Source organism: Thermocrispum agreste DSM 44070 (genome assembly GCF_000427905.1).
Taxonomy (GTDB): Bacteria; Actinomycetota; Actinomycetes; order Mycobacteriales; family Pseudonocardiaceae; genus Thermocrispum; species Thermocrispum agreste.
In genome coordinates this window covers 201002-227404 of the sequence record NZ_ATYX01000008.1, presented here as the reverse complement: position 1 = coordinate 227404, position 26403 = coordinate 201002, and the positions used below count along the sequence as shown (strand labels likewise).

Genomic DNA, 26403 nt, shown 5'->3' with positions numbered 1-26403 from the left:
CGGCACCGATGTCCGACGGCAACGAAGCGATCCAAGCCGCCGCGGAGCGCGCCAAGCTGACCCGGTGGCGGAACATCCCGCAGCTGGACGGCCTGCCCATCGACGGGGACACGGCCAACCTGCGCGAGGGGCCGCCACTGCACGAGGCGTGCCAGCCGCTGCTGCCGTTGGTCGGTGTCTGGCGGGGTGAGGGCCAGGTCGACTACCCGACCATGGACGGCCCTCGCTCGTTCGCCCAGCAGATCGTCATCGCGCACGACGGCAGGCCGTTCCTCTTCCACGAGGCACGGTCCTGGCTGCTCGACGCGGACGGCAACGTGGTGCACACGGCCGCCAGGGAGACCGGCTGGTGGCGGCCGCAGCCGGACGGCTCGTTCGAGCTGCTGCTGGCGCACAGCACCGGCATTCTCGAAGTCTTCTACGGCAAGCCCCGCACCCAGACGTCGTGGGAAATGGGCACGGACGCGGTGATGCGCACCGTGTCCGCCAAGCAGGTCACCGGGGCCAAGCGGCTGTACGGGATCATCGGCGACGGCGACCTCGGTTACGTCGAGGAGCGGGCCATGGCCGGCCAGCCGCTCCAGCCGCACACCTCCGCGCGCCTCGAGCGGATCGTCGGCTAGGCGTACTGCGCTTCGTACAGCTCGGTCAGCTCGCGGTGCAGCGCGGTCGCATCCGGCAGCCGCTGCCCGTCGATCGTGTGCACGCGGGTGATCAGCCGCACCGAGGAGGTCAGGAACACCGCGTCGGCGGCGAGCAGGTCGGCCACCCGCAGCTGCTCCACCTTCGTGCCCCAGCCGGCGCGCTCGGCGGCCCGGAACACCGCTGCTTGCGTCGTCCCCGGCAGGATGCCCAGCGCGGCAGGCGGGGTGTACAGGGTGCGGTCCTTCACTGCGACCACCGACGAGGTCGGCCCTTCCAGAACGCGCTCACCGGAAACGAACACGGCGTCGTCCGCACCACGGCGCTCCGCCTCGCGCACCGCGGCCATGTTGACCGCGTACGACAGCGTCTTGGCGCCGAGCAACAGCCACGGGGCGGTGTCCACCAGCGACGGGTCCAGCCCGCGCTCCAAGGTCACCACGGCAACGCCTTCCTGCCGTTGCCGCACGATCTTCTCCTCCACCGGTGAACCGAGCCCGAAACCGGTGGGCACCCCGTTCACCCCGCGGGTGTAGACGAGCTTCAGCGCCATCTCCCGCCCGCCGTGGTAGCCGTCGATCACCGCCTGGCTGAGCCGCTCCCACGCGGCCAGGTCCGGCTCCGGCAGGTCCAGCATCGCCGCAGAGCGGGCCAGCCGCTGCAGGTGCGGGCCGAGCTCCCTGGCCTTGCCGTCGACCACGAGGATGGTCTCGAACACCCCGTCGCCGCGCTGGACGACTTGGTCGTCCACCCTGATCTGCGCGGTGTCCGGGTCGGCGGTGCGTCCATCGAGGAATACCAGCGAGCGCATAATCGTCAGGGTAGAGGCATCGGCACGAGGAGGCCCGTGAACTCACCGAACCTGACCCGCCCGCGGGCCGTCGAGCCGCCGGACGACCATCCCGAGGCCGGCGTCCCGTGGCACTTCGGCGACCCGTTCGCCGAACAGCGCGCGGCCGCCAGGAGCGCGGCCGTGGTGGACCGGTCGCACCGGCAGGTGCTGGCCGTCCGGGGCGACGACCGGCTGTCCTGGCTGCACCTGGTGATTTCCCAGCACGTCAGCGAGCTGCCGATGGGCAGCGGCACCGAGGCTCTGGTGCTCGATGCGCACGGCCGCATCGAGGCGCACATGACGCTGGCCTACCCGGAACCGGACGGCGACGAGGAGCCGGCCGTGTGGCTGGACGCCGACCCCGGCGTACAGGTGACCAACGCGCTGCCCAAAGGCGGCAAACAGCCGTTGCTGGAGTACCTGGACGCCATGCGGTTCTGGTCGAAGGTCACGATCACCGACGCGACCGCCGAGCGTGCCGTATTGAGCGTCCTCGGGCCGGACGCCCGTGACGTGCTCGCCAAGACCGGGCTCCCCACCGGCACGGCGGACGCCCAGGACTATGCCTCGGCCGCCGCTCGTGGTGTCGTGGTCCGGCGAATGCCGTGGCCCGGGCGCGGCTCGTACGACCTCCTGGTGCCGCGCGACGAGCTCGTCGAGTGGTTCGACCGGCTGGTGGAAGCGGGCGCCCGGCCCGCGGGCAGCTGGGCCTTCGACGCACTGCGGGTGGAGGCGCTGCGCCCACGGCTGGGCGTGGACACCGACGAGCGTGCCATCCCGCACGAGGTGAATTGGATCGGCACCGCGGCCCACGTGGCCAAGGGCTGCTACCGCGGGCAGGAGACCGTGGCCAAGGTGCACAACGTGGGCAGGCCGCCCCGCCGGATGGTGCTGCTGCACCTGGACGGGTCGATCGACGTGCTGCCGGAGACCGGTGACCCGGTGGTGCTCGACGGGCGCACCGTGGGACGGGTCGGCACGGTGATCCAGCACCACGAGCTCGGCCCGATCGCGCTGGCGCTCGTCAAGCGCTCGGTGCCGACCGACGCCGAGCTGCTCACCGGGGTGGACGACCGGGTGGTGCAGGCCGCCATCGACCCGGACTCCGAACCGGGGGAGCACGTCGGCCCCGGTCGTCGGACACTCGAACGGTTCAAAATCCGCTGAGGCTGCGGCCATCCGCGTGACAGCACCCCACCCGCCTTGGCAGTGCACGGACGGCTGGAGCAAGATGACGCCGTGATCGAAGTGCGTATCGGTGGCAGGCGGCGCATCGACCGGGTGCTCGGGCCAGGGTTCGCCACCGACCTGGACCGGCTGCCGCTGGCCGACCTGCGGCGGCGCAGGGACGAAGCGGCGCAGGAGGAGACCGATCTGTCCTACCTGCGGCGCTTGCTGCACGCACGGATCGACATCGTCAAGGCCGAGCAGCGTCGGCGTCGCACCGGTGACCAGACCAACCTGATCGACCAGCTGCGCACCATCCTGGCCGACGAGTCGGTCGGCCAGCGCGGCCGGTACCAGCCGCTGGAGCCGTCCAGGGTCACCGAGCGCAGCAGGCGGCAGATCGATGCCCTGCTGGCCGATGCCGGCCTGACCGACGTCGGCGCGTTGTCCGACGAGGAGCTGGACGACAGCCTGCGCCGGTACACCGAGCAGGAGGCCACGGTCTCGCAGTTCCGCCGCGAGGTGCAGAAGGTCGTGGACACCATCAACGCCGAGATCGCGTCCCGCTACGCGCGGGGCACCGCGTCGGTGGACGACCTGCTGGCCGAACAGCGCGAGCGCGAGTGAGCTTCCGGCCGCGGCGGACGCGGCCGATCAGTTGCACCGCTCCCGCGCGGCCAGCTCACCCCAGAAGTCCTGCAGCTCGGCGAACAGATCGGTTAGCTTCTCCACGTCACCGTCTCGCAGCGCCGCCAGCACGGCATGCACCTTCTCCGCGGTCGTGTCCGTGGAAAGCTTCTCGTCCGGAATCAGCTGCACCAGCCCGCCGTAGTCCAGCTCCACCGCGGAGTTCGGGTGGAAGTTCGCCAGCCAGCGGTCGGTGTCGACGAGCACGCGCGTGGGTCCCTCGTCGCCGAGCACCGTCTCGGCCAGCTCGCGCGCCTGGGCCACCCGCCGGCGGGCGTCGGCCATGGCCACCCGCCAGGACACCTCCCGGTTGGGGTCGTGCTGTCCGGTGCCGAGCACCAGCCGCCGCTGGGCCGGGTCGACCATGGTGAACCAGGGCAGCGGAACGCTCCACGTCGACGAGACCACGTGCAGGGCGGTGTGGTCGGCTTGGCGCAGGACGGACGTCGCCCGGGCGCGGGCCGTCTCGATGGTGGCGCCGCTGGCGTCCAGGACGTGCGCGCGCACCACCGGGTGCGACTCGTTGAGGAAGGCCATCAGCGCGGCGGCCGACCGCACGCGCAGCTCCAGCGGGCACACCAGCGGGCCGGGACCGACGGTGACCCCGCGGCCGGCGGGCACCTCGTCCGGCGAGAGCACCAGAACGTCCGCCATGTCGTTGCCCGAAGCGCCGCGGTCGGTGGGCTCGACGGGCAGCAAGCGCGGCGGCGTGACCCGCTGTGAGGTGAACCACAGTGTGCGTTCGCGCTCGCCCGCCGAGGTCTTCGTCAGCTGGGCAGCACGTACCGCCGCATGCAAGTGCGGGTCGGCCGGGTCGCCGAAGGCCTCGAGGGGCTCATAGACTCGCAGGTACGCGGCATGAGGGCGGAGCACGTGTTCATCGTGTCATGGACCGCCCGCCAGGCCGCGACGCCCGGCGCCGCGGCGGCCATTTCGTCACATGTGACGATTTACCCGCCGAGCCGCGTCGCGAGCGACGGGCAGGACACGGTACGGTGTGTAGAGGAAAATGTTGAGACGATGCGGGGCCGCCGACTCCCCCGGCCGCCCCGCCCCTGTGTGAGGGGGTCGAGCCATGGGGCGCGGCCGTGCCAAGGCCAAGCAGACGAAGGTGGCCCGGAAGCTCAAGTACAGCACTCCCCCCACGGACCTGGAGGCCCTCAAGCGGGAGCTTTCCGGGAAGGCGTCCAAGGAATCCGACAGCGGTCGTGAGTCGGAGTACGACTATGACTACGACTACGACTACGAGGACGAGTACCGCCGCTGACGGGTAGTGGTAGCACCGCGCGTCATCCGTACCGGGCGTCCCGCGCAGCCGGGCAGCCGGTAGCGGGATGGCGCCCTTCGGCGCACCCGAAGGGCGACAGCGGCGGGGCACCCCACCACGGACGTCGCCCGTGGGATGCATCGGGGCCATCGGATGTGCCGTCGTGTGCTCGCGGAGCGCACGACGGCACATCCCTCGTCACCGTCGTCCGGTGAATTCGGACCGTATAGGCTGCGCGCGTCAGTAGCGCGGATGAGCGCCGCGCAGTTCGGCGCGCGGGCAGTCCGGGTCCTCGGCACGCTGCACCTGGCCGAGAATCCACGCGGGCACGTGCCTCGCGGTCAGCACAGCCAGCGCACGCTCGGCGTCGTCCGGTGCGACGACCGCGACCATGCCCACGCCCATGTTGAAGGTCCGCTCCATCTCGGCGGTGCCGACCTTGCCGCGCTGGGCGATCATCTTGAAGATCGGCTGCGGTGTCCAGGTCGCCCGCTCCAGCACCGCGGTGAGGCCGCGCGGCATGACCCGTTCCAGGTTGGCCGCCAGCCCACCCCCGGTGACGTGGGCGAAGGTGCGGATCTCCGTCTCGGCCACCAGGGCAAGGCAGTGCTTGGCGTAGATCATGGTCGGCTCGAGCAGTTCTTCGCCGAGCGTCCGGCCGAACTCCTCCACGTAGCCGGTCAGCGGCAGGCGGGCGTCGTCCAGCAGCACCTTGCGGGCCAGTGAATAGCCGTTGGAGTGCAGGCCGCTGGAGCCCATGCCGATCACCACGTCACCGGGGCGGACCCGCTCCGGGCCGAGGATGTCCGCGGCTTCCACCACGCCGACACCGGTCGCGGACAGGTCGTAGGCATGCGGCTCCATCAGGCCGGGGTGCTCGGCCGTCTCGCCGCCGAGCAGCGCTGCACCGGCCTGCTTGCACCCGTCGGCGATGCCTTTCACCAGGGCCGCGACCTTCTCCGGCACCACTTTGCCGATCGCGATGTAGTCCTGCAGGAACAGCGGCTCGGCCCCGCACACCACCAGGTCGTCCACCACCATCGCGACCAGGTCGATGCCGACCGTGTCGTGGACGTCCATGGCCTGGGCGACCGCGATCTTGGTGCCCACCCCGTCGGTGGAGGACGCCAGCACCGGCTCGGTCCACCGGTCCAGCTTCAGCTGGAACAGGCCGGCGAACCCGCCGAGCCCGCCGAGCACCTCGGGCCTGGTCGCCCGCTGCGCGTAGGGCTTGATGCGTTCGACGGCTTCTTCCCCCGCGGCGATGTCGACACCTGCGGCTGCGTACGTGGATCGTGATGCGTCGGTCGGTGTGCTCACCGATGGCCTTCCGTCATGGGACTTCATCTGGCGGTCTCAGGGACGCTGGAGGGCGTCCTCGGCACCGTACCCGCTCGACACCGCCGAAGACGAGGCGCCGTCCGGTCCACGCACGCCCTTCTCGATGTCCTCGAGCAGATGCTTGCCGATCTTCGCCTCGTCCGGCAGCGGGATCGGGTAGTCGCCGTCGAAGCACGCGGCGCACAGCCTGCTGCGCGGCTGCTCGCTGGCGGCCACCAGGCCTTCCAGCGAGACGTAGCCGAGCGAGTCGGCTCCGATGGACCGCCGGATGCCTTCCAGGTCCGTGCCGTTGGCGATCAGTTCGGCACGGGAGGCGAAGTCGATGCCGTAGAAGCACGGCCAGCGTACCGGCGGCGCGGCGATCCGCACGTGCACCTCGATCGCGCCCGCCTCGCGCAGCATGCGCACCAGGGCGCGCTGCGTGTTGCCGCGCACGATGGAGTCGTCCACCACCACCAGGCGCTTGCCGCGGATGACGTCCCGCAGCGGGTTGAGCTTGAGCCGGATGCCCAGCTGCCGGATGGTCTGCGACGGCTGGATGAACGTGCGGCCGACGTAGCCGTTCTTCACCAGCCCCTGCCCGTACGGGATGCCGCTGGCCTGCGCGTAGCCGATGGCGGCGGGGGTGCCGGACTCCGGCACCGGGATGACCAGGTCGGCGTCGGCGGGTGCTTCTTTGGCCAGTCGCCTGCCGATCTCCACCCGGGCGGCGTGCACGCTGCGGCCTGCGATGGTGGTGTCCGGCCTGGCCAGGTAGACGTACTCGAACAAGCAGCCCTTCGGGTTCGGGTTGGCGAAGCGGTTGGAGCGGAGCCCGTCGGAATCGATGGCCAGCAGCTCGCCCGGTTCCACCTCGCGCACGAACGAGGCGCCGACGATGTCCAGTGCCGCGGTTTCCGAGGCGACCACCCAGCCGCGCTCCAGGCGGCCGAGCACCAGCGGCCGGATACCGTACGGGTCGCGCGCGGCGTAGAGAGTGTTCTCGTCGGCGAACACCAGGCAGAAGGCGCCGCGCACGGTCGGCAGCAGGTCCAGTGCGGCGGCCTCGACACCCTTGTCCGCCGCGGCGCCCGCCAGCAGCGTGGTCAGTACGTCGGAATCGGTGGTCGCTCGGCTGCCGGGCTCGAGGCCCTGCTCGCGCACCCGCTCCGCCAGCTCGGCGGTGTTGACCAGGTTGCCGTTGTGGCCGAGCGCGATGCCGCTGCCCGCGTGCGTGGTCTGGAACGACGGCTGGGCGTTCTCCCACCGGCCGCCACCGGTGGTGGAGTAGCGACAGTGACCGACGGCGATGTGGCCTTCCAGCGAGGACAACACCTTCTCGTCGAAGACCTGGGAGACCAGCCCGAGGTCCTTGAAGACCACGATCTGCGAGCCGTCGCTCACCGCGATGCCCGCGGCTTCCTGGCCGCGATGCTGCAATGCGTAGAGGCCGTAGTAGGCCAGTTTGGCGACTTCTTCACCCCGAGCCCAGACACCGAACACGCCGCATTCCTCCCGCGGCACGGGCTCAAGATGGTTAGCGTCTGTGCTCGACACCTCTCACAGCTCCTGCGCGAACGGAGGCGACCGGTCCAGGCCAGTGTACGGGCGTTCCGTCCGCGCAGGAGCCGTTCGAGCGGCGTCAGTCGTGCATGTCACGCGCTGGCCGGGACCCACTTGGACGTCCGGTGGTCCACCGGAACCCAGCAACCGCGGACCACGTTCCCCTGGTCGTCGTCCTGGTCACCGGGATCGTCCGGAAGCTCGAGCACATCGGCGAGCACCCGGGTCACCGCGCCGGATGACTGCCACAACACCCGGCGCGGGGCCATCACGTCGTCCTCGTCGGCGGGTATCCGCATGGCGCTGACGTCGTCCTCGGCTTCCAGCCGCACGACGTCGATCACCCCGTCGTGCACCCGGACGCCGACCACCGCGGCCAGCTGACCGGAGGCGTCGGTGGGGTGGACGAAGCGGAAGCCCCGCGCAACGAGCTGTCGTAACTGCGTCGAGTACTCGGGTTCCTCAGCTGACGAGGTCATCGAACTCGCCGTCCTTGGCTCCTTGGACGAACGCAGCGATCTCGGCCGGGGTGTAGATGAGGGCGGGGCCGTCGGGGAAACGAGAGTTCCGCACCGCGATCGCACCCGAGTCGAGCCGCGCCACCTCGACACAGTTGCCCAGTGCGCCGCTACGGCTGCTCTTCCGCCACTGCACGTCGAGCTCGGTGGCCGGCATGCCGTTGTACACCCTCTTCGCCATGATCCCCTACCTTCCCGACTCACGTTCGGAGGTTGCAGATGCACGTGCATCTGGCTGTGCGAGCGCACAGTAACATGATCGACCCGGAGAGCGACAGACGATATGCGGGGGAGTTTCACCACTTTTTGATAAACCTGCCCGGTCGTTCACCGCCGGCGTACCCACAAGCACCAGGCAAAGGCCATCCGCCTGCCGAAAATCCGGCAAATCGGGCTCGATGTCGGTGGGGGCGAGTGGCTCGGACGGCGGGGTGATCGGGACAACGATCAGCGTCTCTGCGGACAGTCGGTGCGGCCGGTAAGCGGGCGGATCGGCCCCACGGCGGGATGTCCGCACGGCAGGTCCGAGTCATTCGGCCGTTCGGGCGGCGGTACGTGGTGCCGGTCCCGGCTGTTTGGCAGTACCTGGCGCACGCTCCACGGATTGCATCGCACCATCGACTTCACCATGGAAGGCGTCTAGACGGGCCGGGATGCGGGTCGGCCGGTGATCGTGGCGCCGGTTGCCTGCGCAGCTGTTCGGCCGGTTGCCTTCACCAGCTGGTCGGTGGAAGGACCGCGCACCAGGCCGTTCGGCGTGGGACCGCAGTGATCCTCACGAGGTCTGTCGGACGGAGCGGTTCGCGCCAACCGTTCGGCGCTGAACCACGGTGATCTGCGGGGTGGGGGTCAGAGGGTGGCGAGTGCCTTCTCGATCATCGCCCTGCTCGCTGCCGGGGTCTCGCAGTCCACGGCGAGGCGGTCGATCGCCCTGCTGTACGGCTCGCGTTCTTCGGGCTTGTCCAGGTACAGCGCGCCGGTGAGGTGCTCGATGTAGACCACGTCCGGCAGTTCCGCCTCGGCGAACCGCAGCATGGTGAACGCGCACTCGGCGGCGTGCCCGCTGCGCTCGTACGGCAGGATCTGCACCGTCACGTGCGGCTGGCTGGTCCACTCCAGCAACACTTCCAGTTGCTTCTTCAGCACCTTCGGCCCGCCGATCGGCCGATGCAGCACCGATTCGTCGAGGAACGCCCACACCTTGGGCGGGTTCGGCCTGGACAGGATGCGCTGCCGCTGCATGCGCAGCGCGATGCGGCGCTCGACCTCCTCGTTGATCCACTCCTTGCGGCCGTGGCAGGCGATGACCCGCGCGTACTCCTCTGTCTGCAGCAAGCCGGGCACGAACTGCATCTCCAGCGTCTGAATCCGGCTCGCCGACTCCTCCAGGCCCACGTAGTCGGTGAACCAGGAGGGCAGCAGGTCGTTGTACCGGTGCCACCAGCCCGGCTTGTTGGCCTCCGCGGCCATCGCCAGCAGCTGCTCGCGGTCCTTCTCGTCGTGCACGCCGTACAGCGTCAGCAGGTCTGCGACGTCGCGCTTCTTGAATCCGACGCGGCCCAGCTCGAGTCTGCTCATCTTCGACTCGGAACCACGAATGGCGTAACCGGCCTGCGCCCTGGTGATGCCGGCGGCCTCGCGAAGGCGGCGCAACTGCGCGCCGAGAACCATCCGACGGACGGTCGGTCCACCACCTTGGGGCGGCTCGGCATCGTCTCCGAGCTGCGGTGGCATCGCCATCCTTTCGTCGCAGCATGCGGTTGACAGACAACTCAGCGTACCGCAGCGGGCATTTCGGTCAAGGGAGCCGACTCGTCACGCAGCGAGCTCGACCGAAGACCCTTCGCGTGACCTGGATCGCTGAACAGTGTGACGGTCGCAGGATGCGGCCACCGCTCCCACCCCCGTGCCGCCTGCGGGTCGCTGTCCGCCGTGGCCGGGCACCGGCGACGCACCTCCGTCCCGCCGCGATCATGCAGGGTGGTAGTCGCCCGGCCATCCGGGTCCTGTACGCCGGTCGCGCCAGGTGCGACACCCTGGCCGCCTTGAGGGTGGCATCCGGGTCGTGTGCGGGATCACGCAGGGGCAGGCAGCGGGAGGCGGTGGTCAGTGGTGGCATCCGGGTCCTGCGCCGGGGATCCCGCGTACCGGTGGACAGCTGGCCGGTGACGATGCAGATCCAGCTCCTGGGTGGGGATCACGGGGCGACCCGCGAGCTGGCCGAGGCGGTCACGGAGGATTCGGCTCCTGCGCAGGGATCACGGACTTTCGAGCCCCGGCGAACTTTCCGGCCCCGGCGAACGACCACGCGGCTGCCGAACGGATCCAGCACGTCGTGGCGAACGGCCTCGCCGGGATCGTTCCCCGATGCGCGATCTGGAGCAGCCGAACCGACGGACGGGGAGCTGGTCAGGCCGGGACTCGGTGCGTCGACCGTGGGCGGACGGTCCGCGACTCGAGCCGCTCACCGGCACCCGGCATTGCGTCGCACGTGGTCAGCCGCAAGGTCCGAAAGAACGCGGTCGCGGTGCCCCGCCGCGTCACAGCCGCACCAGCGGCAACCACGCGCTCAGATCCGCGCGGGTACCGGACGCGGTCACTGCACCGCTGGCCACCGCTTCCTGCCACCGGACTCGGCCGAGTGCCAGCTCGAGCCAGGTTCGCGGCGCCATCTCCACCACGTTCGGCGGCGTGCCCCTGCTGTGCCGGGGGCCTTCGATGCACTGCACGGCCGCAAATGGCGGGACGCGCACCTCGACCGACCGCCCCGGCGCGTCCGCGGCCAAGGCACGCAGGCTCAGCCGCACGGCTTCGGCCAGCTGGGCACGGGGCGGCGCGGGCGCGTCCGGGTCGGCGTCCAGCCACTCCACCACGGCCTGCATGGCTTGCCGCAAGCGCACTGGATCCGAAGTCACTGCCATGGCCCCAGCATGCCTGGCCGGCCCGACCGTCAGTCCTTCAGGTGACCTCGAGTCGCCGGATCAGGGCAGCGGATTCATCGTGAAAAGGATTCGTGCAACCGCTGCACCGAGGGGAGGGCCCGTGCTGCTGCCCGTCCGACGCGCCCTTGCCGCTGTGGCAAGTTGCTCGCTGATCGCCACCGCTCTCGCCCCGGCCGCGACGGCTGCTGCCGGTGATGCGGTGTCGTCGGCTCCTCGGGAACCGATCGCGCCGGTGTCTGCACGGCCGTCCACTGCGGACGGGCACCGTACCGCCCATCCGATGGATCCCTACGCGAACGCCGACGAGCACTACGCGGGATCCCAGATCGCCAAGTACGAGGGCGGGCTGCACGGAAAACCGCCGAAGCTGCACCGGCCGCTCGGCAACGACGTCAGCGGCTGGCAAGGAGAGGTCAACTGGTACCTGGTCTCGGAGAAGGGCGCGAGGTTCAGCTACGTCAAGGCGACCGAAGGCACCGGCTATCGCAATCCCCACTTCTCCCAGCAGTACGACGGTGCGGCCAGAGCCGGCCTGATCCGCGGCGCCTACCACTTCGCCCGGCCCGACCTCAGCGGTGGTGGTACCCAGGCGAAGTTCTTCGTCCGGCACGGCGGCCAGTGGCGCAACGACGGCCGCACCCTGCCGGGCGCGCTGGACATGGAATACAACCCCTACGGCACGGACAAGTGCTACGGCCTGACCCAACGGCAGATGCGTTCGTGGATCCGGGCGTTCGTCCGGGTCTACGCCGACCGGACCGGGCGGCTGCCGGTCATCTACACCTCGACCAGCTGGTGGAAGCTGTGCACCGGCAACTCCGGTGCGTTCGCGCACAGTCCGTTGTGGGTCGCCCGGTACAACACCTACATCGGCGCGCTGCCCAAGGGATGGGAACGGCACACGTTCTGGCAGTTCTCCGATTCCGGTTCGCTGCCGGGGGATCAGAACTACTTCCACTCTTCGATGCGCACGTTGCGCAGACTCGCCACCGGGTGGTGATCGCCACGCACCGCGCACGGTTCTACTCCATCCGGGTGTAGAAATGGTAATTCACCATTAATTTTTCTGCCGCTCTGTCATCGCGCAGTAGAAATTTGCGGCAACTGCTGACAAGCGGAAGATTATCGCCGAGAATCACTTTCGGCGGGCCTGCTACCGCCACAAGACGAGGGCACGGAGGACACTCCAATGAAGACAATCACATCCCGACGGCTGCGTATTGCCGCCGTCGCGGCGGGCTGTGTGGCAGTTGCGGTGGCGTTCAGCGGACCGGCCACCGCGACACCGACCACCTCCGCCGACATCGACCGGTACGTGGCCAAGTACGACCACCCGATGGGCTCGCAGATCCGCAAGCACGAACGGGTGGACGCCGGCCCGATGACGCCGAAGGACGTCTCCGCGGCGGCCACCGTCTACGGAATCGACGTCAGCGGCTGGCAGGGCAACGTGGACTGGAACTACTGGTGGAACCAGGGCAAGCGGTTCGCCTACGTCAAGGCCACGGAAGGCACCACCTACAAGAACCCGTACTTCGCCCAGCAATACGTGGGCTCGTACAACCGCGGATTCATCCGCGGCGCCTATCACTTCGCATTGCCGGACCGTTCGAGCGGGAAAGCGCAGGCGAACTTCCTGGCCGACAACGGGGGCGCCTGGTCGCGTGACAACCAAACGCTGCCTGCCGCGTTGGACATGGAATACAACCCCTACGGTTCGACGTGCTACGGCCTGACGAAGGCGCAGATGCAGAAGTGGATCAAGGAGTTCCACGACACGTACTACCAGCGCACCGGGCGGTGGCCGGTGATCTACACCTCGACCAGCTGGTGGAACCAGTGCGTGGGCAGCGGTCACGGCCTGGAGAAGACGGTGCCGCTGTGGGTGGCGCGCTACAGCAGCTCGGTCGGCACGCTGCCGTCGGGATGGTCGGTGTGGTCGTTCTGGCAGTACACCTCGAGCCCGATCGACCAGGACCGGTGGAACGGGTCCATCGAGCGTCTGCGGGTGCTGGCCAACAACGGCTGATCTCCGCGCGACGCACGGCCCGCTGGGTTCCCTGCACCCAGCGGGCCTTTTGCTGCTCGGCGCTTGCCTCCCTCGCGCAGCAGCGGCCTCGCTGGTGGCGCCCGCCGTGGATGCCGTCGTGGTCACTCCCGGGGCGTTCCGCTCATCACCGCCGCCGCTTCGCAAGCGCACACGTTTCGCCTGTCCGTGATTCGCCGCTCGCGGCCGCCAGGCAGAATCCGACACGGCGGTATCAGGAACAGATTCGTTCCTTGACCCGCCAGCACAGTTCGTGGCGCAAGCACGTGGAGGACCATGTGACGACCCCCGGTGCCCGCGCGCCGGCGACCGGGGCCTGCCTCCCGGTGCCGACGGCCAGGGCAGTCACCGGATAGTCCCTGGCCGGTTCGCGGTCACGTTCGGCGAGCTCGTGCCATCGCCAAGCGCACGGTTCGCGAGTTCATCGGATCGACTGATCGGAACGAGATGACACAACCGAATGCTCCATACGGCCAGGGCCAGCCGCAGAGCGCCTACCCACAAGGGCAGGGCCAACAGCCCTACGGCCAGCAGCAGTACCCCGCCACCGGCGGCTTCCCCGCAGGTGGCGGCTATCCACCCCAGCCACCGAAGAAGTCCAACACGGCGGTGATCGTGACCATCGTCGCCGTCGTGGTCATCGCCTTGGGCGCACTCGGCATCACCGGGTTCGTGGCCCCCGGCTTCTTCCTCTCCGACGACGACGAGAAGTCCGACGGCAACAAGGACAGTGGCGGCGGTGGCCAGCAGACCGACCCCACATCCAGCCCGCAGGCGCTGGCCGAGCGCATCGTGGCGGAGATCAACAACAAGAACGTGGACGCGCTGTTCGGCCTGAAGTGCCAGCAGACCGGACCGAACGTGGACGACGTCATCAAGATGGTGCCGCAGATCCAGTCTGTGGAGCTGACCGGCCAGGCCCGGGAAACCGGTCCTACCGAAGCGATGGCCGAGGTGCACGCGGTGACGGCCAAGGGTGCGGCGAACGTCACCGGCATCATGACCAAGCAGGGTGACAAGTGGTGCTGGAGCGACGCCCGGCTCAGCGGTCATGCCGAAGGGCCCGCGATGAACCCGGGGCAAAGTCCCGCGCCGCCCGCGGGGATGCCGGACGGTCCGCAAGGGGGATTCGACGAGGCGCCGCCGGTCGGCAAGGCCGCGATGTCCGAGTTCGTGAACAAGGTGAACGCCGGGGACGCCGAAGGTGCCAGTGCGATGCTCTGCGCGGCCGCCGAATACCTGAAGGAGGACGTGCAGAAGGTGGTGGACAACGGGGCCAACATCGTTCTCGAAGCGACGCAGGACATCGACTCGGGTGTCCGCGCGGACCTGGGGGGAACGATGAGCGGCAAGAAGGCGAGCGGCGTCCTCTCCATGATGAGCCCGGACGACGGCGCCACGTGGTGCGTGAGCATGTTGTTCTACGCCACGATCGGATAGGTCGCTGCGCTCCGGCCACGATCAGCGAATGCCCGTGCCGCCGACGAGGCGGTGCGGGCATTCGTTTTGCCGTGCCTTCCGCGAAGGCCGGGTGTTTGCCGTGCCTTTCCCTTGGCTCGGGTGTTGCCGTGCTTTCCGACGGCCGGGCGCTCGCCCGTCGCCGGGTGCCGGACTGCCAGACAACCTGCCACGCGCACGCAAGCTCGGCATGAACTGGGGAACTGCTCTGACGTCGGTGGAATCGAATCCGCTGAATCCTCGGCAGGCCACGAGCACACCAGAGGACACCGAGAAAGCCGGTGGTCCCAGGGCTGGTCGCGGTGGTTTCCTTTTCGTCTCCGGCGCACGCGGAGGAATGTCATGACCAATCCGTACGGTCCGCACAACCAGCCTCGGGGGCCGGCGTAGCAGCCGTATCCGCAGGGCCAGGGCGGCTTGCCGAAGTCAGGGTGCGCCCCATGGGCAGCACTGTCCCCCGGCTGGCGGCTTTCCCGCGGCGGGGCTTCCGGTGGCTATCCGCCTCAGCCGCCGAAGAAGTCCAAAGCACCGCTGATCGTCACTGTCGTTGCCGTGGTGGTAGCGCTGGCGGCACTGGGTATCACCGGGTTCGTTGCGCCCGGCTTCTTCTTGTCCGGTGGCAGCAGCGACGGTGAGAGCGGGCAGACCAGCTCTGGCCAATCGGGGGGGGGCTCGGCCAAGGAGCCGGTTGGCCAGAAACGTGCAGCCGAGGGGACGATACCGAGTGAGGAGGACGAGGTTCCTGAGGTCGCCAAGGAGACCCGCGGGAGATTCCTGTCAGAGATCAGCAATGGCAACGCCGCGGCCGCCAAGGCGAATACATCGACGCTGAGGTGGGCCAGGGTGATCGCCGACCGGGTGGCCGGGATGCAGCACTACATCGTCTTGGGCCGGGCGATCGTGGATCCGGAGCGCATCCAGACGAACTTGACAGGCAAGCTCGGTGCGCAGGATGCGACTGGATTGATCACGCTCCGGCTCCCGGACGCCGACGGCGAGTGGTGTGTGAGCGAATTCGAGTTCGGCTGACAACAGGAGAATTTTCGTTCAACTGAAAAACCGGAGATTCGGTGATGCCCGCGTCGCCGACCGGGCGACGCGGGCATCACTTTGTTTCGCTACGCGCGAGCGTCGATCACGGGGGCGGTCATTCCTTCAGCGCGTAGAAGGTCCGGCCTTCGCGGAGGCTGAACGTCGGCTCGACGAGGATGGTCGCCCCGTCCAATTGCTCGGTGGGGACGGAGATGCAGACGTTCCCGGTGACCGTGCCGCCCGGGAAGGTCTCCCCGGTCTCGTCGAGCGGCTTCGGAATGACGCCACAGTAGTCTTCCGCGCCGGTGCCGAAAGTGTTGCCCTTGCCTCCGACGATCGCCCAGCGGAAATCGACGATCGCGGTACCCGAGTCGTTGCCCTCGTAGGTGGCTTGCACGGTGAACATGACGAGTTGACGGCCCTTGGCCGGAGGCTCGTTGAACTCGTTCTCCTTGAGCACTCTGTCGGTCGCGTCGAGCGTGACGTCCGTGACCGCGACGGTCCAGTCGCCGACTTTGATCTTGGTGCCCGGTTCGAGGGGGTTGTCGCGGGTACCCGGTGCTGCTTCGCCGTCTTCGGCCTGCCCGGGATCGACGGCTGGTGCCTCGTGGTTCCCGCTGCCGCCGGAGGCTTTGCCGTCGACGATCTCCGCGCCTGAGCCGGCCGCGGGCCGGTCTTCACAGCCGGTCAGCAAGGTCAAAGCCGCAGACAGGGCAGCGGCGGCAACGAACCGGGTCGAATACCGCATGCGTGCTCTCCTATGATGTTTGTTCCCTTTGCGAGTTATGAGTGAATCACGCGTGATCGCCGACGGCAGGGCACGCCCCCCCGGAATGGGGAGGGCGGATCACGATCGAGTGCGTCGTCCCCTCGCCGGTCGCCTTCCCCCGGGACGGGAAGCGCGGGCATCACTGCGCCGCGAAGTACGCCACCCGGTGCGTGAAGCAGTGCTTGCCGGGCCGCCGTCCGGTGGGGTGCCGCCGCAACGCCATCCCTGTGCGTGAGGCAATGCTGCGTCGCAGGTGCGGCGGTGCACTCCTGCGCGTGAAGCAGTGCTCTGTGTTGATCACATCCCGGGACAGGCGCCGGGCGGATCGGCGAAGACCGCCGTAATGTCGGCACCGCGAGGCACGCGGAGGAACCATGGGTGTGGACGAGCTGCAGCAGCTGGTGGCCGGCAACGACGTCGCGGGCATGCAGCGGTGGCTGAAGCAGCACCCGCCGCACGTCGTCGCGGACGAACTGGCTCGCCGGGACGCCATTGATGCGGTCCTGCTGTTCCGGTTGCTGGACAAGGACAAGGCCCTCGCGGTCTTCGAAGAACTGGAGCCGGTGGACCAGCAGAAGATCCTGGAGGGCCTCCGGGACAAGACGTTCCGCGAACTGATCGAGGCGATGGCTCCGGACGACCGGGCCATCCTGCTCGGCGAGGCGCCCGCCAAGTTCACCCGCCGGGTGCTTGCCGGGTTGTCGCCGCGGGAACGGGAGATGACCGCGGCCCTGCTCGGCTACGAGGACGGCACGGTCGGCCGCATCATGAGCCCGGAGGTGCTGGTGCTGCGCCAGGGCTTGACGGTGCGGCAGGCGCTCGAGCTGGTGCGCCGGCGAGGACCCGAGGTGGAGACCATCTACACGCTTCCGGTGGTCGACGACAGCCGGCGCTATCTGGGATATGTGACGCTGCGGGAGCTCGTGCTCGCCGATCCGAACCAGACCGTCAGCGAACTCGCCCACGAGGACGAACCGGGCGCGCACACCACGGACAGTGCCGAGGACGCGGCCCGCCTCATCCAGGAGTTGAACGTTCTCGCGCTGACCGTGGTCGACAGCGAGAACAGGGTGGTCGGCGTGCTGACGGTCGACGACGCGCTCGAGGTGATCGAGGCCGCGGACACCGAGGACGTCGCCCGCCAATCAGGGACCACGCCGTGGTCCGGCCACTACATGGCGGTCAGCGTGCTCTCGCTCGCCCGCTCACGTGTTGTCTGGCTGTTGCTGCTGATCATCGCGGCCACGCTGACGGTCGGCGTGCTCGAAGCGTTCGAATCGACGTTGTCCCAGGTCGTTCAGCTCGCCGCCTTCATACCGCTGCTCGTCGGCACTGGCGGCAACAGCGGCGCGCAGGCGGCAACGGCTGCCGTGCGCGCGCTCGCCGTCGGTGAGCTTCGCAGCGGCGACGTCATCCGAGTGGCGTTCCGCGAATCGCGCGTCGGGCTCCTGGTAGGGGTTGCGCTCGCCGCGGTGGCCTTCGCCTTCGCTGCGCTGGTCGCCAGCACGTCCATCGCCGTCGCGGTGGCGCTGTCCCTGGTGGTGATCTGTGTCTGGGCGGCCATGATCGGCGGGACGATGCCGCTGCTGGCCAAGCGCGTCGGCATCGACCCGGCGGTGGTTTCCGCGCCGCTGGTGACCACCCTGGTCGACGCCACCGGGCTGATCATCTACTTCTTGATCGCCCGAGCGGTGCTGGGTATTTGAGTCGCCGCACGCTCGGCCGACTTCGCCGGGCAGGACGTTGCCGCGTGCGGGCCGCGCTGGAACCCAGGTCGGGGTGGGCAGACTTCGGGTCAGTTCGGCGATGGAGGCCACGGTCGCGTCCGGGCCTGCGGCATGTAGCCGAGCGCGTTTGTGGGGTTTGTTGATGTAGGCGATCACCCGTGTTCCGGCGTTTCGAGCGGCCTGGACGTCGCTGACGGAGTCGCCTACCAACACGCATTGTCCGGGCCGCATCCCGTGGCGTGCCATCGCGGTACGCACGAGGTGTGGATGCGGCTTCAGCAGATCAGGCCGGCCGGGCACCCGCCCGACCACAGTGTCGACATGACGACCGAGATCGTGCTTGTCCAGAAAGGTCCGAGCTGCTGCCGTGGAATTGTTCGTCACGAGGCAGACGGGGACACCCACGGTCGCGAGTGCGGAAAGCAGGTGAGCAATGCCGTCGGTCGGTTTGGCCGCCTGTACCGATCGCACCTCGAGCGAGGTGAGCAAGGCGTCGATGTCGTCGGCTCGCCCCTGGGTGGCCGCGTATCGAAGGACGACGAACGGATCAGACGCCTCCGTCACGGCGGGCGGCAGCGGGCCGGTCAGCTCGGCACGCAGTCGGCGGGCGACACTCGGGAGCCGGTATGCCGCTGAACACCGAGCACACCGGACCGTCGAAGTCGAGCAGCACGCAGTTGGCCGACCTGATCAGTCGAGCCGCGGCGGTCATTCGGACAGCCCCCGTGCAACGGTGTTCCACATACTGTCGAACCAAATGCGCGACTGCTTGACGAACTGTGACCCGACGTCGTCGTCATCGGGGTGGATGGCGAGGTGCGATAGCACGGCGTCTTTGCCCATCAAGCCCCACATGGGTGTGCCAGATCCGGAATGTGGCCGGGCGCTTGGCGTGCACCAGGAGCATGCTCCGCGAACAGGACGTGGTGCTGGCCGTCGTGTTCCGTCAGAGGCAGTGGGCGTTGGACGGCACGGCCCGTGACGTGAGGACTTTGACGGCCGACCGCGCTGCAGAACTGGCTGTGCTGCTGGCGGACACGGCATCGCTGGTACGTCACGCCAAGGGCGTAACGAGAGGCTGGGCCTCGGAGGTGAACACGAATCCGACACATGACCGCTCGATGCTCGCCCTGGAGCTGGAGCGCCTGCAAGCCGACACACGACACCCGGCCGCGAGGCTGAGCCCCACGGCCGGGCCGCCGAGGTTTCGCTTGTGCCTTCGCGTCAGTCGAACAGGGCCGGAAGCGTGCCTTCCCAGGCTTGCCGCAGCTCGTCCAGCGGGAAGGTCGCCACGTCCTGGATCTCCAGGGCGTTCGACTCCGGGTCGACGACGCCGATGCGCCGCCACGGCAGCCCGCGCGCGGTGCACATCTCGGTGAACCGCAGTTCCTCGGTGCGTGGCACCGCGACCAGCACCCGGCCCGCCGACTCGGAGAACAGCTGAACGAACGGATCCTGGTCTTCGTCCAGGATGATCCGCGCACCGGTCTGCCCGATCAGCGCCGCCTCCACCAGAGCCTGCGCCAGGCCTCCTTCGGAGAGGTCGTGCGCGGCCGACAGCATGCCGTCGCGGGAGCCCGCGACGAGGATCTCCGCCAACAGCTTCTCCCTGGCCAGGTCGACCTGTGGCGGGCGGCCGCCGAGATGTCCGTGGACGACGTGCGCCCACTCGGAGCCGCCGAACTCGTCGCTCGTCTCGCCGAGCAGGATCAGCGTTTCGCCCGGCTCGGCACCGATCCCGGTGGGGATGCGCCGCCGCACGTCGTCGATCACGCCGAGCACGCCGACGACCGGGGTCGGCAGGATCGCGGTGGAACCGGTCTGGTTGTAGAAGCTCACGTTCCCACCGGTCACCGGGATGCCCAGCTCGCGGCAGCCTTCCGCCAGGCCTTTGACGGCCTGCTCGAACTGCCACATCACGCCCGGGTCCTCCGGCGAGCCGAAGTTCAGGCAGTTCGTCACCGCCAGCGGTGTCGCGCCGGTGGTCGCCACGTTCCGGTACGCCTCGGCCAGCGCGAGCTGCGTGCCCACGTACGGGTCGAGCTTGACGTACCGGCCGTTGCAGTCGGTGGACGCCGCCACCCCGCGGCCGGTCTCTTCGTCGATGCGGATCATGCCGCTGTCCGAGGGCTGCGCAAGCACGGTGTTGCCGCGCACGTAGCGGTCGTACTGCGAGGTGACCCACTCCTTCGACGCCAGGTTCGGCGACGAGATCAGGCGCAGCAGCGTTTCGCGCAACTCTTCGGGGGTCGACGGGCGCGGCAGCTTCGCCGGGTCGTCCGCTTGCAGCTCGTCCTGGTCGGCCGGGCGGGCGATCGGCCGGTGGTACTCCGGGCCCTCGTGCGCCACCGTCCGTGGCGGAACGTCCACCACGGTCTCGCCGTGCCAGGTGATGACCAGCCTGCCGGTGTCGGTGACCTCGCCGATCACCGTGGCCAGCACGTCCCATTTCTGGCACACGCGCATGAACGCGTCGACGTCCTCGGGCCGCACGATCGCGCACATGCGCTCCTGCGACTCCGACGACAACACCTCGGCCGGGGTCATTCCCTTGGCGCGCAGCGGCACCTTGTCCAGTTCGATGTGCATGCCGCCTTCACCGGCGGAGGCCAGCTCCGACGTGGCGCAGGACAGCCCGGCGCCGCCCAGGTCCTGGATGCCGACCACCAGCCGCTGGGCGAACAGCTCCATGCAGCACTCGATCAGCACCTTCTCCGTGAACGGGTCGCCGACCTGCACCGACGGCAGCTTCTTTCGCGAGGCGACGTCCTCGTCGTCGGAGAACGACTCCGAGGCCAGCACGGACACCCCGCCGATGCCGTCCAGGCCGGTGCGGGCGCCGAACAGGATGACCTTGTTGCCCACCCCGGAGGCCTTGGCCAGCTGCAGGTCCTCCACCCGCATCGCGCCGATGCACATGGCGTTGACCAGCGGGTTGCCCTGGTAGGACGGGTCGAACACGACCTCGCCGCCGATGTTGGGCAGGCCGAGGCAGTTGCCGTAGCCGCCGATGCCCGCCACCACGCCGGGCAGCACGCGCTTGGTGTCCGGGTGGTCGGCCGCGCCGAACCGCAGCGGGTCCATCACCGCCAGCGGGCGGGCGCCCATGGCGAGGATGTCGCGCACGATGCCGCCGACGCCGGTGGCCGCGCCCTGATACGGCTCGACATAGGACGGGTGATTGTGCGATTCGACCTTGAACGTGACCGCCCAGCCGTCGCCGATGTCGACCACGCCCGCGTTCTCGCCGATGCCGGCCAGCAGCTTGGCCTGCATCTCCGGTGTGGTGTTCTCCTTCCAGTGCCGCCAGTGCACCTTCGACGACTTGTAGCTGCAGTGCTCGCTCCACATCACCGAGTACATGGCCAGCTCGGCCTCGGTGGGCCGGCGGCCGAGGATCTCGCGGATGCGGGCGTACTCGTCGTCCTTGAGCCCGAGCTCGGCGTACGGCTGCGGGCGGTCGGGGTCGGTGGCCGCCTTGTCGACGGTGTCGATCTCGGTCATGCCGTCACCAGTGAGCGGGTCGCGTCCAGCACGGAGTAGAAGACACCCAGGCCGTCGTCCGACGGGCCGGTCAGCGCGTCGATGGCGTGCTCCGGGTGCGGCATCAGGCCGACCACGCGGCCGTCCGGGCTGCAGATGCCCGCGATGTCGTTGATCGAGCCGTTGGGGTTGCCCTCCACGTAGCGGAACACCACCCGGCCCTCGGCTTCCAGCTCGCGCACGGTTTCGGCGGACGCGGTGTAACGGCCGTCGATGTTCTTGATCGGGATCAGGATCTCGGCGCCCGGCTCGAACCGCGTGGTCCACGCGGTCTCGGTGTTCTCCACCCGCAGCCACTGGTCCTTGCAGACGAAGTGCAGGCCGACGTTGCGGAGCATCACGCCGGGCAGCAGGCCGGCCTCGCAGAGGATCTGGAAGCCGTTGCAGATGCCCAGCACCGGCATGCCGCGGCGGGCCGCGTCCACGACCGACTGCATGATCGGCGCGAACCGTGCGATCGCCCCGGCGCGCAGGTAGTCGCCGTAGGAGAAGCCGCCAGGCACGACGACGGCGTCCACGCCGCGCAGATCGTCATCGGCGTGCCACAGCGGCACCGCCTCCGCTTCGACGGCCCGCGCCGCACGGGCGGCGTCGACATCGTCCAGTGTTCCGGGGAAAGTGATGACGCCGATCTTCACGATTCCACCCGCCGCACCACGTAATCCTCGATGACGGGGTTGGACAGGAATCCTTCGGCGATCTTCTCCAAGGTGGCGTCGTCCACCTCGTCATCCACTTCCAATTCGAAGTGCTTGCCCTGCCGTACGTCGCGCACACCGGTGAAGCCGAGGCGCGGCAGTGCCTTGACGATGGCTTGACCCTGAGGGTCGAGGATCTCCGGTTTGGGAATGACGTCGACAACGACCCGAGCCACACGAACTCCCGAGAATGGCGGGGAAGGGGACGGCTCGAGCCTAGCCGACCTGGGCGGTTCGGATCGAGCTCGCCGCCCACGGGTGTGAGGCGGACCGCTGCCGCGCCGGCACGCGAGCTGCTCCCGCGGCCGACCCGGCGTCGGTCGCGCGACTCGCGAGCCGTGCACGCCTGCTGCCAGCCGCGACCGGGTGATGGTGGCATCGGTCCCGCAATTGGAGCAGTGACAGCGTCCACATCGGCGGCGCTGGACTCTCCCTGTTCGGCGTGGTGAAGGTGAGCTCGGCCGGTGCGGCCGATTCGCATCGCGCCGGTTCCTGGCTCATCGCATTGGCAGGTCACGCAGCTCGGTGACAGCTACCAGCCCTACTTGTCGGAGACAACCCACAATGCGCGACGTTCGCCGCCAATCAATATGCGACGTTCACCACTGATCCCAATGCTTCGAAGTTCGGTGACCACCTCCGATCTTCACCGCTGGTGACGGCCGTCGATCCGTTGTCAGGTCATAACCGCACATGCACGCGCACTGACCGTGGGGCATCTCGACCGCTGGACGCAACGACCAGCACCAATTTGTCTTGCCGCCGGGTGCCTACGGGACGATCTGGATCTTGTCGCCGACCTGCAAGTGGTAGAAGAACTTGCGCGCGGGTGTCTGGGTAAGGCGAACGCAGCCGTGCGACTGGGATTGCACGCTGCCGTAGTGGAATGCATGCCCTTGCCAGGTGAAGAACACCGAGTAGGGCATCGGCCCGTTGTACTGCTTGCTCCAGTAGTTCTTCCGCTTGTACTTGACCGTGAACGTGCCGGTCGGCGTGCGATAGCCCGGCTTTCCGGACGAGATGCGCACCGGGCCGTAGATCGTGCTCGAGTTCTTGTACTTCAGCCACGCCCGCTTGGCGCTGAGATCGACGCACGCCCGGGAAGCCCACACCCTGCTGCACGGCCAGCTGCCGTAATCGGTGCCCTTCGCGGCTGCGGACGGCGCCACGGCGAGCATCGTCGCGAAGCCGACCAGCACAGCGGCCACCGCAGCCGCTGCCCTCCGCACCGTGGAGATCATGACGGGGCCTCCCCTCCGCGCCCTCCGAGTCGATCACAGCATCTGTGCGTCACAGCGTAGTCTTACGGACGCGTAGCGTACAGAGCGATCTGCTGTCAGCAGTTCGATCTGCTGTCAGCGACATTCGGTGGACTTCGCCGGGGACCCGGGCGCAAGCTCGGGTCATGCGGCTTTTGATCTTCGGCGGCACGGTGTTCCTCAGCCGCGCGGTGGCGGCCGAAGCGGCCCGCCGTGGGCACGAGGTGCTGTGTGCCGCCCGTGGCGAATCCGGCTCGGTGCCGGACGGCACCCGCCTGGTGCGGATCGACCGAGACGACCCGTCGACCCTCGACCAGCTGGTCGGCGAGCGGTTCGACGCGGTGGTCGACACATCACTGCTGTCCTACACCTGGACGGCAGACGCGCTGCGGGTGCTGGCGGGCACGACCGGCCATTGGCTGTTCGTCTCCTCCGTCAACGTGTATGCCGATCACCGGAAGCGGGGGCAGCGGCCGGGAGCCCCGCTCCTGCCACCGCGCCGCGAGCACGCCACGCTTGCCGACCGCGAGGCCGATCCCCAGCTGTACGGCGGGATCAAGGTGGCGAGCGAGAACGCGGTCCTGGACGCCTTCCCGGACGCGTTCATCGTGCGGCCGGGCCTGATCAGCGGCCCCGGAGACCACACCGACCGGTTCGGCTACTGGCCCATGCGTTTCGCGCGTGGCGGTCAAGTGCTGGTGCCGGACGTGCCGGATCAGCCTGCGCAATACGTCGACGTGCGTGACCTGGCGGCCTGGATGGTCGACGCCGCCGAGCAGCGACTCGGCGGGGTGTTCGACGCGATCACTCCGGCCGTGCCGTTGCCCTCCCTGCTGGCCGAGATCGCCGACGCCGTCGGCTTTGCGGGAGAGCTCGTGCCCGCCGCGCCGGAGAAGCTGCGAGCCGCCGAGGTCAGGCCCTGGTCAGGCCCGCGCTCGTTGCCCGTCTGGGCGCCGGACGAGGTGTACGGGATGTTGGACCACGACGCCGAGCCGGCCACCGAAGCCGGACTGCGGCACCGGCCGGTGGCCGACGCCGCGCGTGCTGCTTTGGATCACGAGCGGGCGCTGGGGGTGGACCGGGATCGCAAGGCGGGCTTGACCCCTGTCGAAGAGGCAGAGTTGATCTCGATCGTGGGTAATTGACGCACGGTCCCCGCGCAGCCGTCCGTGACCGGGAAAACTGACTGCGAACAGGCGTGAGCCGACCGTAGTTCTGGAGGACCCGAATGCGAGCTTCGAGCCCCGCGCGCCGCGTCGGCTCCGCGGCCGCCGCTGCCGCTCTCAGTGCTGCGCTGTGCGTGGCCGCCACCGCTCCGGTGAGCGCTGCGCCGGCCGCGGCAACCGGACACCACCTCACCGGCACCCCGGTGGCGAAGGTGACGAAGGCCGACTGGGAGAAGGGGCTGCGCTCCTACTTCGTGCTGGCGGACCCAGCCGACGTCGAGGCGGCGAAGAAGGCGGTGGTCGACAACGGCGGCACGGTGTTCGCGGCGTACGACAAAATCGGCGTGGTGGTCGCCCACGCCAAGGGCGAGAAGTTCGCCGACGCCGTGCGGGCGGTCCGCGGTGTTCAGGCCGTCGGCGCGACCCGCACGTCCGACGTGCCCAGGCAGGCCTACGACCCGCCGATCCCGAAGGCGCCCACCCAGCAGCAGCCCACCGAGAAGGAGCGGCTGCGGTGGGACATGGAGCAGATCCGCGCGGATGAGGCGTGGAAGGTCACCACGGGTTCCCGTGACGTGGTCGTAGGCGTCCTCGACACCGGGGTCGACGACCAGCACCCCGACCTGAAGGAGAACTTCGTCGCGGGCAAGTCCGCATCCTGCGCTTACGGCAGGCTCGACCGGCGGGAAGGCGCCTGGCGGGACACCGGCTCGCACGGCACCCACGTCGCCGGAACCATCGCGGCGGCCAAGAACGGCGTCGGCGTGGTCGGCGTTGCCCCCGGCGTACGCATCGCGTCCGTGCGCATCGCCGAGGAGCCCACCGGCTTGTTCTTCCCGGAGAACACCGTCTGCGCCTTCATGTTCGCCGGCGATCAGCGGTTCGACGTCACCAACAACAGCTACTACACCGACCCGTGGCAGTTCGTCTGCCCGAACGATGTCGACCAAGCCGCGATCTTGGACGGCGTCCGGCGCGCGGTGCGCTACGCCCAGAACCGCGGCGTCCTGCATGTCGCGGCGGCCGGGAATTCCGACTACGACCTGGCGAACAAGACGACCGACAGCACCAGCCCGAACGACTCCACACCGATCAAGAACCGCCCGATCGGCAACTCCTGCTTGGACATCCCGACCGAGATCCCCGGCGTGATCACGGTGTCCGCCACCGGCGATGCCGGCGTGAAGGCGTCGTACTCGAACTACGGCGTGGCCAAGATCGACGTGGCTGCTCCCGGTGGTGACCCGCTTGGCGGCCAGGATCGCGGCGTGTACTCGACGGTCCCCGGTGGTGGGTTCGGCTACAAAGCCGGAACGTCGATGGCGTCGCCACATGTCGCGGGAGTCGTGGCGCTGTTGGCCAGCGTCCACCCGGACGCCGGCCCGGCCGAGCTGGCAGCCCTGTTGCGCAAGCAGGCGCGGGATGTCCCGTGTCCCGACGACGACCGCTGCACCGGCGGGAAGGAACTCAATTCCTTCTACGGCGAAGGGGAAGTGGACGCGGCCAAGGCAGTGCGAACCAGGCGGTAGGCGGGCCGGTTGGCCTCGCGCGCCGGGTCGGGACCGTGACCCGCGCCGACCCGTGCACCCTGGTGAACTGGTTGGCCTCGCGCGCCAGGTCGGGCCCGGGGGCGGCCGGTGATGGTGAGCAAGGTGTCCCGCTTGGCCTCGCGCACGACGGGTCCGGGTCGGGCCTTCGGGAGCGCAAGCCGCCCGCAGCTGCACGAGCAATCCTGGTCCCGTCCGGTGAGTGCCGCCCATTGAGTC

Annotated in this window: 24 protein-coding genes and 1 pseudogene; 11 read left to right on the top strand and 14 right to left on the bottom strand. The window is 69.0% G+C overall.

Features of this window, described 5'->3' with window-relative positions:
* Positions 1-8: 8 nt before the first annotated feature.
* Positions 9-623 carry a heme-binding beta-barrel domain-containing protein gene (locus YWY_RS0107125; protein WP_028847043.1) on the top strand — a complete coding sequence of 205 codons (615 nt, stop codon included), beginning with the start codon at positions 9-11 and terminating at the stop codon, positions 621-623.
* Here YWY_RS0107125 and YWY_RS0107120 read toward each other — a convergent pair.
* Positions 620-1453 (bottom strand): aminodeoxychorismate lyase, encoded by an 834-nt coding sequence (locus tag YWY_RS0107120; RefSeq protein WP_028847089.1) that lies wholly within the window; start codon positions 1451-1453, stop codon positions 620-622. The genes YWY_RS0107125 and YWY_RS0107120 overlap by 4 nt on opposite strands.
* A gap of 36 nt (positions 1454-1489) precedes the next feature.
* Here YWY_RS0107120 and ygfZ point away from each other — a divergent pair, with 36 nt between their 5' ends.
* Together ygfZ and YWY_RS0107110 are read left to right on the top strand one after the other, a co-directional pair.
* Positions 1490-2641 (top strand): CAF17-like 4Fe-4S cluster assembly/insertion protein YgfZ, encoded by a 1152-nt coding sequence (gene ygfZ, locus YWY_RS0107115; protein ID WP_038044675.1) that lies wholly within the window; start codon positions 1490-1492, stop codon positions 2639-2641.
* A gap of 72 nt (positions 2642-2713) precedes the next feature.
* Positions 2714-3268 carry an RsiG family protein gene (locus YWY_RS0107110; protein WP_028847041.1) on the top strand — a complete coding sequence of 185 codons (555 nt, stop codon included), beginning with the start codon at positions 2714-2716 and terminating at the stop codon, positions 3266-3268.
* 27 nt (positions 3269-3295) lie between these two features.
* Here YWY_RS0107110 and YWY_RS0107105 read toward each other — a convergent pair whose 3' ends face one another.
* Positions 3296-4201 (bottom strand): DUF8083 family protein, encoded by a 906-nt coding sequence (locus tag YWY_RS0107105; protein WP_028847040.1) that lies wholly within the window; start codon positions 4199-4201, stop codon positions 3296-3298.
* 202 nt (positions 4202-4403) lie between these two features.
* On the opposite strand from YWY_RS0107105, the gene YWY_RS0107100 reads away from it, so the two are divergent.
* Positions 4404-4595 carry a DUF3073 domain-containing protein gene (locus YWY_RS0107100; RefSeq protein ID WP_028847039.1) on the top strand — a complete coding sequence of 64 codons (192 nt, stop codon included), beginning with the start codon at positions 4404-4406 and terminating at the stop codon, positions 4593-4595.
* Between the two features lie 240 nt (positions 4596-4835).
* On the opposite strand, the gene purM is transcribed toward YWY_RS0107100, so the two are convergent.
* The 6 genes from purM to YWY_RS0107070 form a co-directional block, all read right to left on the bottom strand.
* Entirely contained in the window at positions 4836-5915 is a 1080-nt protein-coding gene (gene purM / locus YWY_RS0107095; RefSeq protein WP_028847038.1) for a phosphoribosylformylglycinamidine cyclo-ligase, read from the bottom strand.
* 36 nt (positions 5916-5951) lie between these two features.
* Positions 5952-7439 carry an amidophosphoribosyltransferase gene (purF, locus tag YWY_RS0107090; RefSeq protein WP_245566585.1) on the bottom strand — a complete coding sequence of 496 codons (1488 nt, stop codon included), beginning with the start codon at positions 7437-7439 and terminating at the stop codon, positions 5952-5954.
* A 131-nt stretch (positions 7440-7570) separates the two neighbouring features.
* A complete protein-coding gene (locus YWY_RS0107085) occupies positions 7571-7957 on the bottom strand; it encodes a hypothetical protein (protein ID WP_028847036.1) in 387 nt (128 codons plus the stop codon).
* Complete coding sequence (locus YWY_RS0107080; RefSeq protein ID WP_028847035.1) at positions 7941-8177, bottom strand: DUF397 domain-containing protein; 237 nt, start codon at positions 8175-8177, stop codon at positions 7941-7943. Before YWY_RS0107080 ends, YWY_RS0107085 begins: the two co-directional genes overlap by 17 nt.
* Before the next feature lie 668 nt (positions 8178-8845).
* Positions 8846-9667: a helix-turn-helix domain-containing protein gene (locus YWY_RS0107075; RefSeq protein ID WP_342665099.1), complete on the bottom strand. Its 822-nt coding sequence runs from the start codon at positions 9665-9667 to the stop codon at positions 8846-8848.
* 869 nt (positions 9668-10536) lie between these two features.
* The gene (locus YWY_RS0107070; protein ID WP_169725224.1) at positions 10537-10917 is read right to left on the bottom strand and encodes a sterol carrier family protein; all 381 of its coding nucleotides are present in this window, start codon (positions 10915-10917) and stop codon (positions 10537-10539) included.
* 301 nt (positions 10918-11218) lie between these two features.
* Here YWY_RS0107070 and YWY_RS0107065 point away from each other — a divergent pair, with 301 nt between their 5' ends.
* The 4 genes from YWY_RS0107065 (at position 11219) to YWY_RS0107050 (ending at position 15472) form a co-directional block, all read left to right on the top strand.
* Positions 11219-11938 (top strand): lysozyme, encoded by a 720-nt coding sequence (locus YWY_RS0107065; protein WP_051309975.1) that lies wholly within the window; start codon positions 11219-11221, stop codon positions 11936-11938.
* Positions 11939-12127: 189 nt separating this feature from the next.
* Positions 12128-12967 (top strand): lysozyme, encoded by an 840-nt coding sequence (locus YWY_RS0107060; protein ID WP_028847031.1) that lies wholly within the window; start codon positions 12128-12130, stop codon positions 12965-12967.
* 465 nt (positions 12968-13432) lie between these two features.
* A complete protein-coding gene (locus tag YWY_RS23125) occupies positions 13433-14425 on the top strand; it encodes a hypothetical protein (RefSeq protein WP_156899133.1) in 993 nt (330 codons plus the stop codon).
* 570 nt (positions 14426-14995) lie between these two features.
* Positions 14996-15472: a hypothetical protein gene (locus YWY_RS0107050; RefSeq protein WP_028847029.1), complete on the top strand. Its 477-nt coding sequence runs from the start codon at positions 14996-14998 to the stop codon at positions 15470-15472.
* A gap of 118 nt (positions 15473-15590) precedes the next feature.
* Here YWY_RS0107050 and YWY_RS23120 read toward each other — a convergent pair whose 3' ends face one another.
* Complete coding sequence (locus YWY_RS23120; protein WP_156899132.1) at positions 15591-16223, bottom strand: hypothetical protein; 633 nt, start codon at positions 16221-16223, stop codon at positions 15591-15593.
* Between the two features lie 395 nt (positions 16224-16618).
* Between YWY_RS23120 and mgtE the strand changes: the two genes are divergently transcribed.
* Positions 16619-17950: a magnesium transporter gene (gene mgtE, locus YWY_RS0107040; protein ID WP_028847028.1), complete on the top strand. Its 1332-nt coding sequence runs from the start codon at positions 16619-16621 to the stop codon at positions 17948-17950.
* 102 nt (positions 17951-18052) lie between these two features.
* Here the strand turns inward: mgtE and YWY_RS25010 are convergent.
* The 5 genes and pseudogenes from YWY_RS25010 to YWY_RS0107015 all read right to left on the bottom strand — a co-directional run.
* Positions 18053-18559 (bottom strand): annotated as a pseudogene (locus YWY_RS25010) (HAD family hydrolase); the annotation flags it as partial.
* A gap of 636 nt (positions 18560-19195) precedes the next feature.
* Complete coding sequence (gene purL / locus YWY_RS20735) at positions 19196-21475, bottom strand: phosphoribosylformylglycinamidine synthase subunit PurL (protein WP_038044672.1); 2280 nt, start codon at positions 21473-21475, stop codon at positions 19196-19198.
* Positions 21472-22152, bottom strand: a complete 681-nt coding sequence (gene purQ / locus YWY_RS0107025) for a phosphoribosylformylglycinamidine synthase subunit PurQ (protein WP_028847027.1) — start codon at positions 22150-22152, stop codon at positions 21472-21474. The genes purL and purQ overlap by 4 nt, the downstream gene beginning before the upstream one ends.
* Positions 22149-22388, bottom strand: a complete 240-nt coding sequence (purS, locus tag YWY_RS0107020; RefSeq protein ID WP_028847026.1) for a phosphoribosylformylglycinamidine synthase subunit PurS — start codon at positions 22386-22388, stop codon at positions 22149-22151. The genes purQ and purS overlap by 4 nt, the downstream gene beginning before the upstream one ends.
* A gap of 594 nt (positions 22389-22982) precedes the next feature.
* Complete coding sequence (locus YWY_RS0107015; protein WP_051309971.1) at positions 22983-23453, bottom strand: L,D-transpeptidase; 471 nt, start codon at positions 23451-23453, stop codon at positions 22983-22985.
* 164 nt (positions 23454-23617) lie between these two features.
* Between YWY_RS0107015 and YWY_RS0107010 the strand changes: the two genes are divergently transcribed.
* Positions 23618-24616 (top strand): NAD-dependent epimerase/dehydratase family protein, encoded by a 999-nt coding sequence (locus tag YWY_RS0107010; RefSeq protein WP_028847024.1) that lies wholly within the window; start codon positions 23618-23620, stop codon positions 24614-24616.
* A 224-nt stretch (positions 24617-24840) separates the two neighbouring features.
* Positions 24841-26166 (top strand): S8 family peptidase, encoded by a 1326-nt coding sequence (locus YWY_RS20730; RefSeq protein ID WP_245566583.1) that lies wholly within the window; start codon positions 24841-24843, stop codon positions 26164-26166.
* Positions 26167-26403 lie beyond the last annotated feature (237 nt).

Excerpts from the sequence above, each read along its gene's own strand:
- YWY_RS0107125 (WP_028847043.1), top strand. The coding sequence starts at position 9 with ATGTCCGACGGCAACGAAGCGATCCAAGCCGCCGCGGAGCGCGCCAAG.
- YWY_RS0107120 (WP_028847089.1), bottom strand. The coding sequence starts at position 1,453 with ATGCGCTCGCTGGTATTCCTCGATGGACGCACCGCCGACCCGGACACC.
- YWY_RS0107100 (WP_028847039.1), top strand. The coding sequence starts at position 4,404 with ATGGGGCGCGGCCGTGCCAAGGCCAAGCAGACGAAGGTGGCCCGGAAG.
- YWY_RS0107085 (WP_028847036.1), bottom strand. The coding sequence starts at position 7,957 with ATGACCTCGTCAGCTGAGGAACCCGAGTACTCGACGCAGTTACGACAG.
- YWY_RS0107080 (WP_028847035.1), bottom strand. The coding sequence starts at position 8,177 with ATGGCGAAGAGGGTGTACAACGGCATGCCGGCCACCGAGCTCGACGTG.
- YWY_RS0107075 (WP_342665099.1), bottom strand. The coding sequence starts at position 9,667 with ATGGTTCTCGGCGCGCAGTTGCGCCGCCTTCGCGAGGCCGCCGGCATC.
- YWY_RS0107070 (WP_169725224.1), bottom strand. The coding sequence starts at position 10,917 with ATGGCAGTGACTTCGGATCCAGTGCGCTTGCGGCAAGCCATGCAGGCC.
- YWY_RS0107065 (WP_051309975.1), top strand. The coding sequence starts at position 11,219 with ATGGATCCCTACGCGAACGCCGACGAGCACTACGCGGGATCCCAGATC.
- YWY_RS0107060 (WP_028847031.1), top strand. The coding sequence starts at position 12,128 with ATGAAGACAATCACATCCCGACGGCTGCGTATTGCCGCCGTCGCGGCG.
- YWY_RS23125 (WP_156899133.1), top strand. The coding sequence starts at position 13,433 with ATGACACAACCGAATGCTCCATACGGCCAGGGCCAGCCGCAGAGCGCC.
- YWY_RS23120 (WP_156899132.1), bottom strand. The coding sequence starts at position 16,223 with ATGCGGTATTCGACCCGGTTCGTTGCCGCCGCTGCCCTGTCTGCGGCT.
- mgtE (WP_028847028.1), top strand. The coding sequence starts at position 16,619 with ATGGGTGTGGACGAGCTGCAGCAGCTGGTGGCCGGCAACGACGTCGCG.
- purL (WP_038044672.1), bottom strand. The coding sequence starts at position 21,475 with ATGACCGAGATCGACACCGTCGACAAGGCGGCCACCGACCCCGACCGC.
- YWY_RS0107015 (WP_051309971.1), bottom strand. The coding sequence starts at position 23,453 with ATGATCTCCACGGTGCGGAGGGCAGCGGCTGCGGTGGCCGCTGTGCTG.
- YWY_RS0107010 (WP_028847024.1), top strand. The coding sequence starts at position 23,618 with ATGCGGCTTTTGATCTTCGGCGGCACGGTGTTCCTCAGCCGCGCGGTG.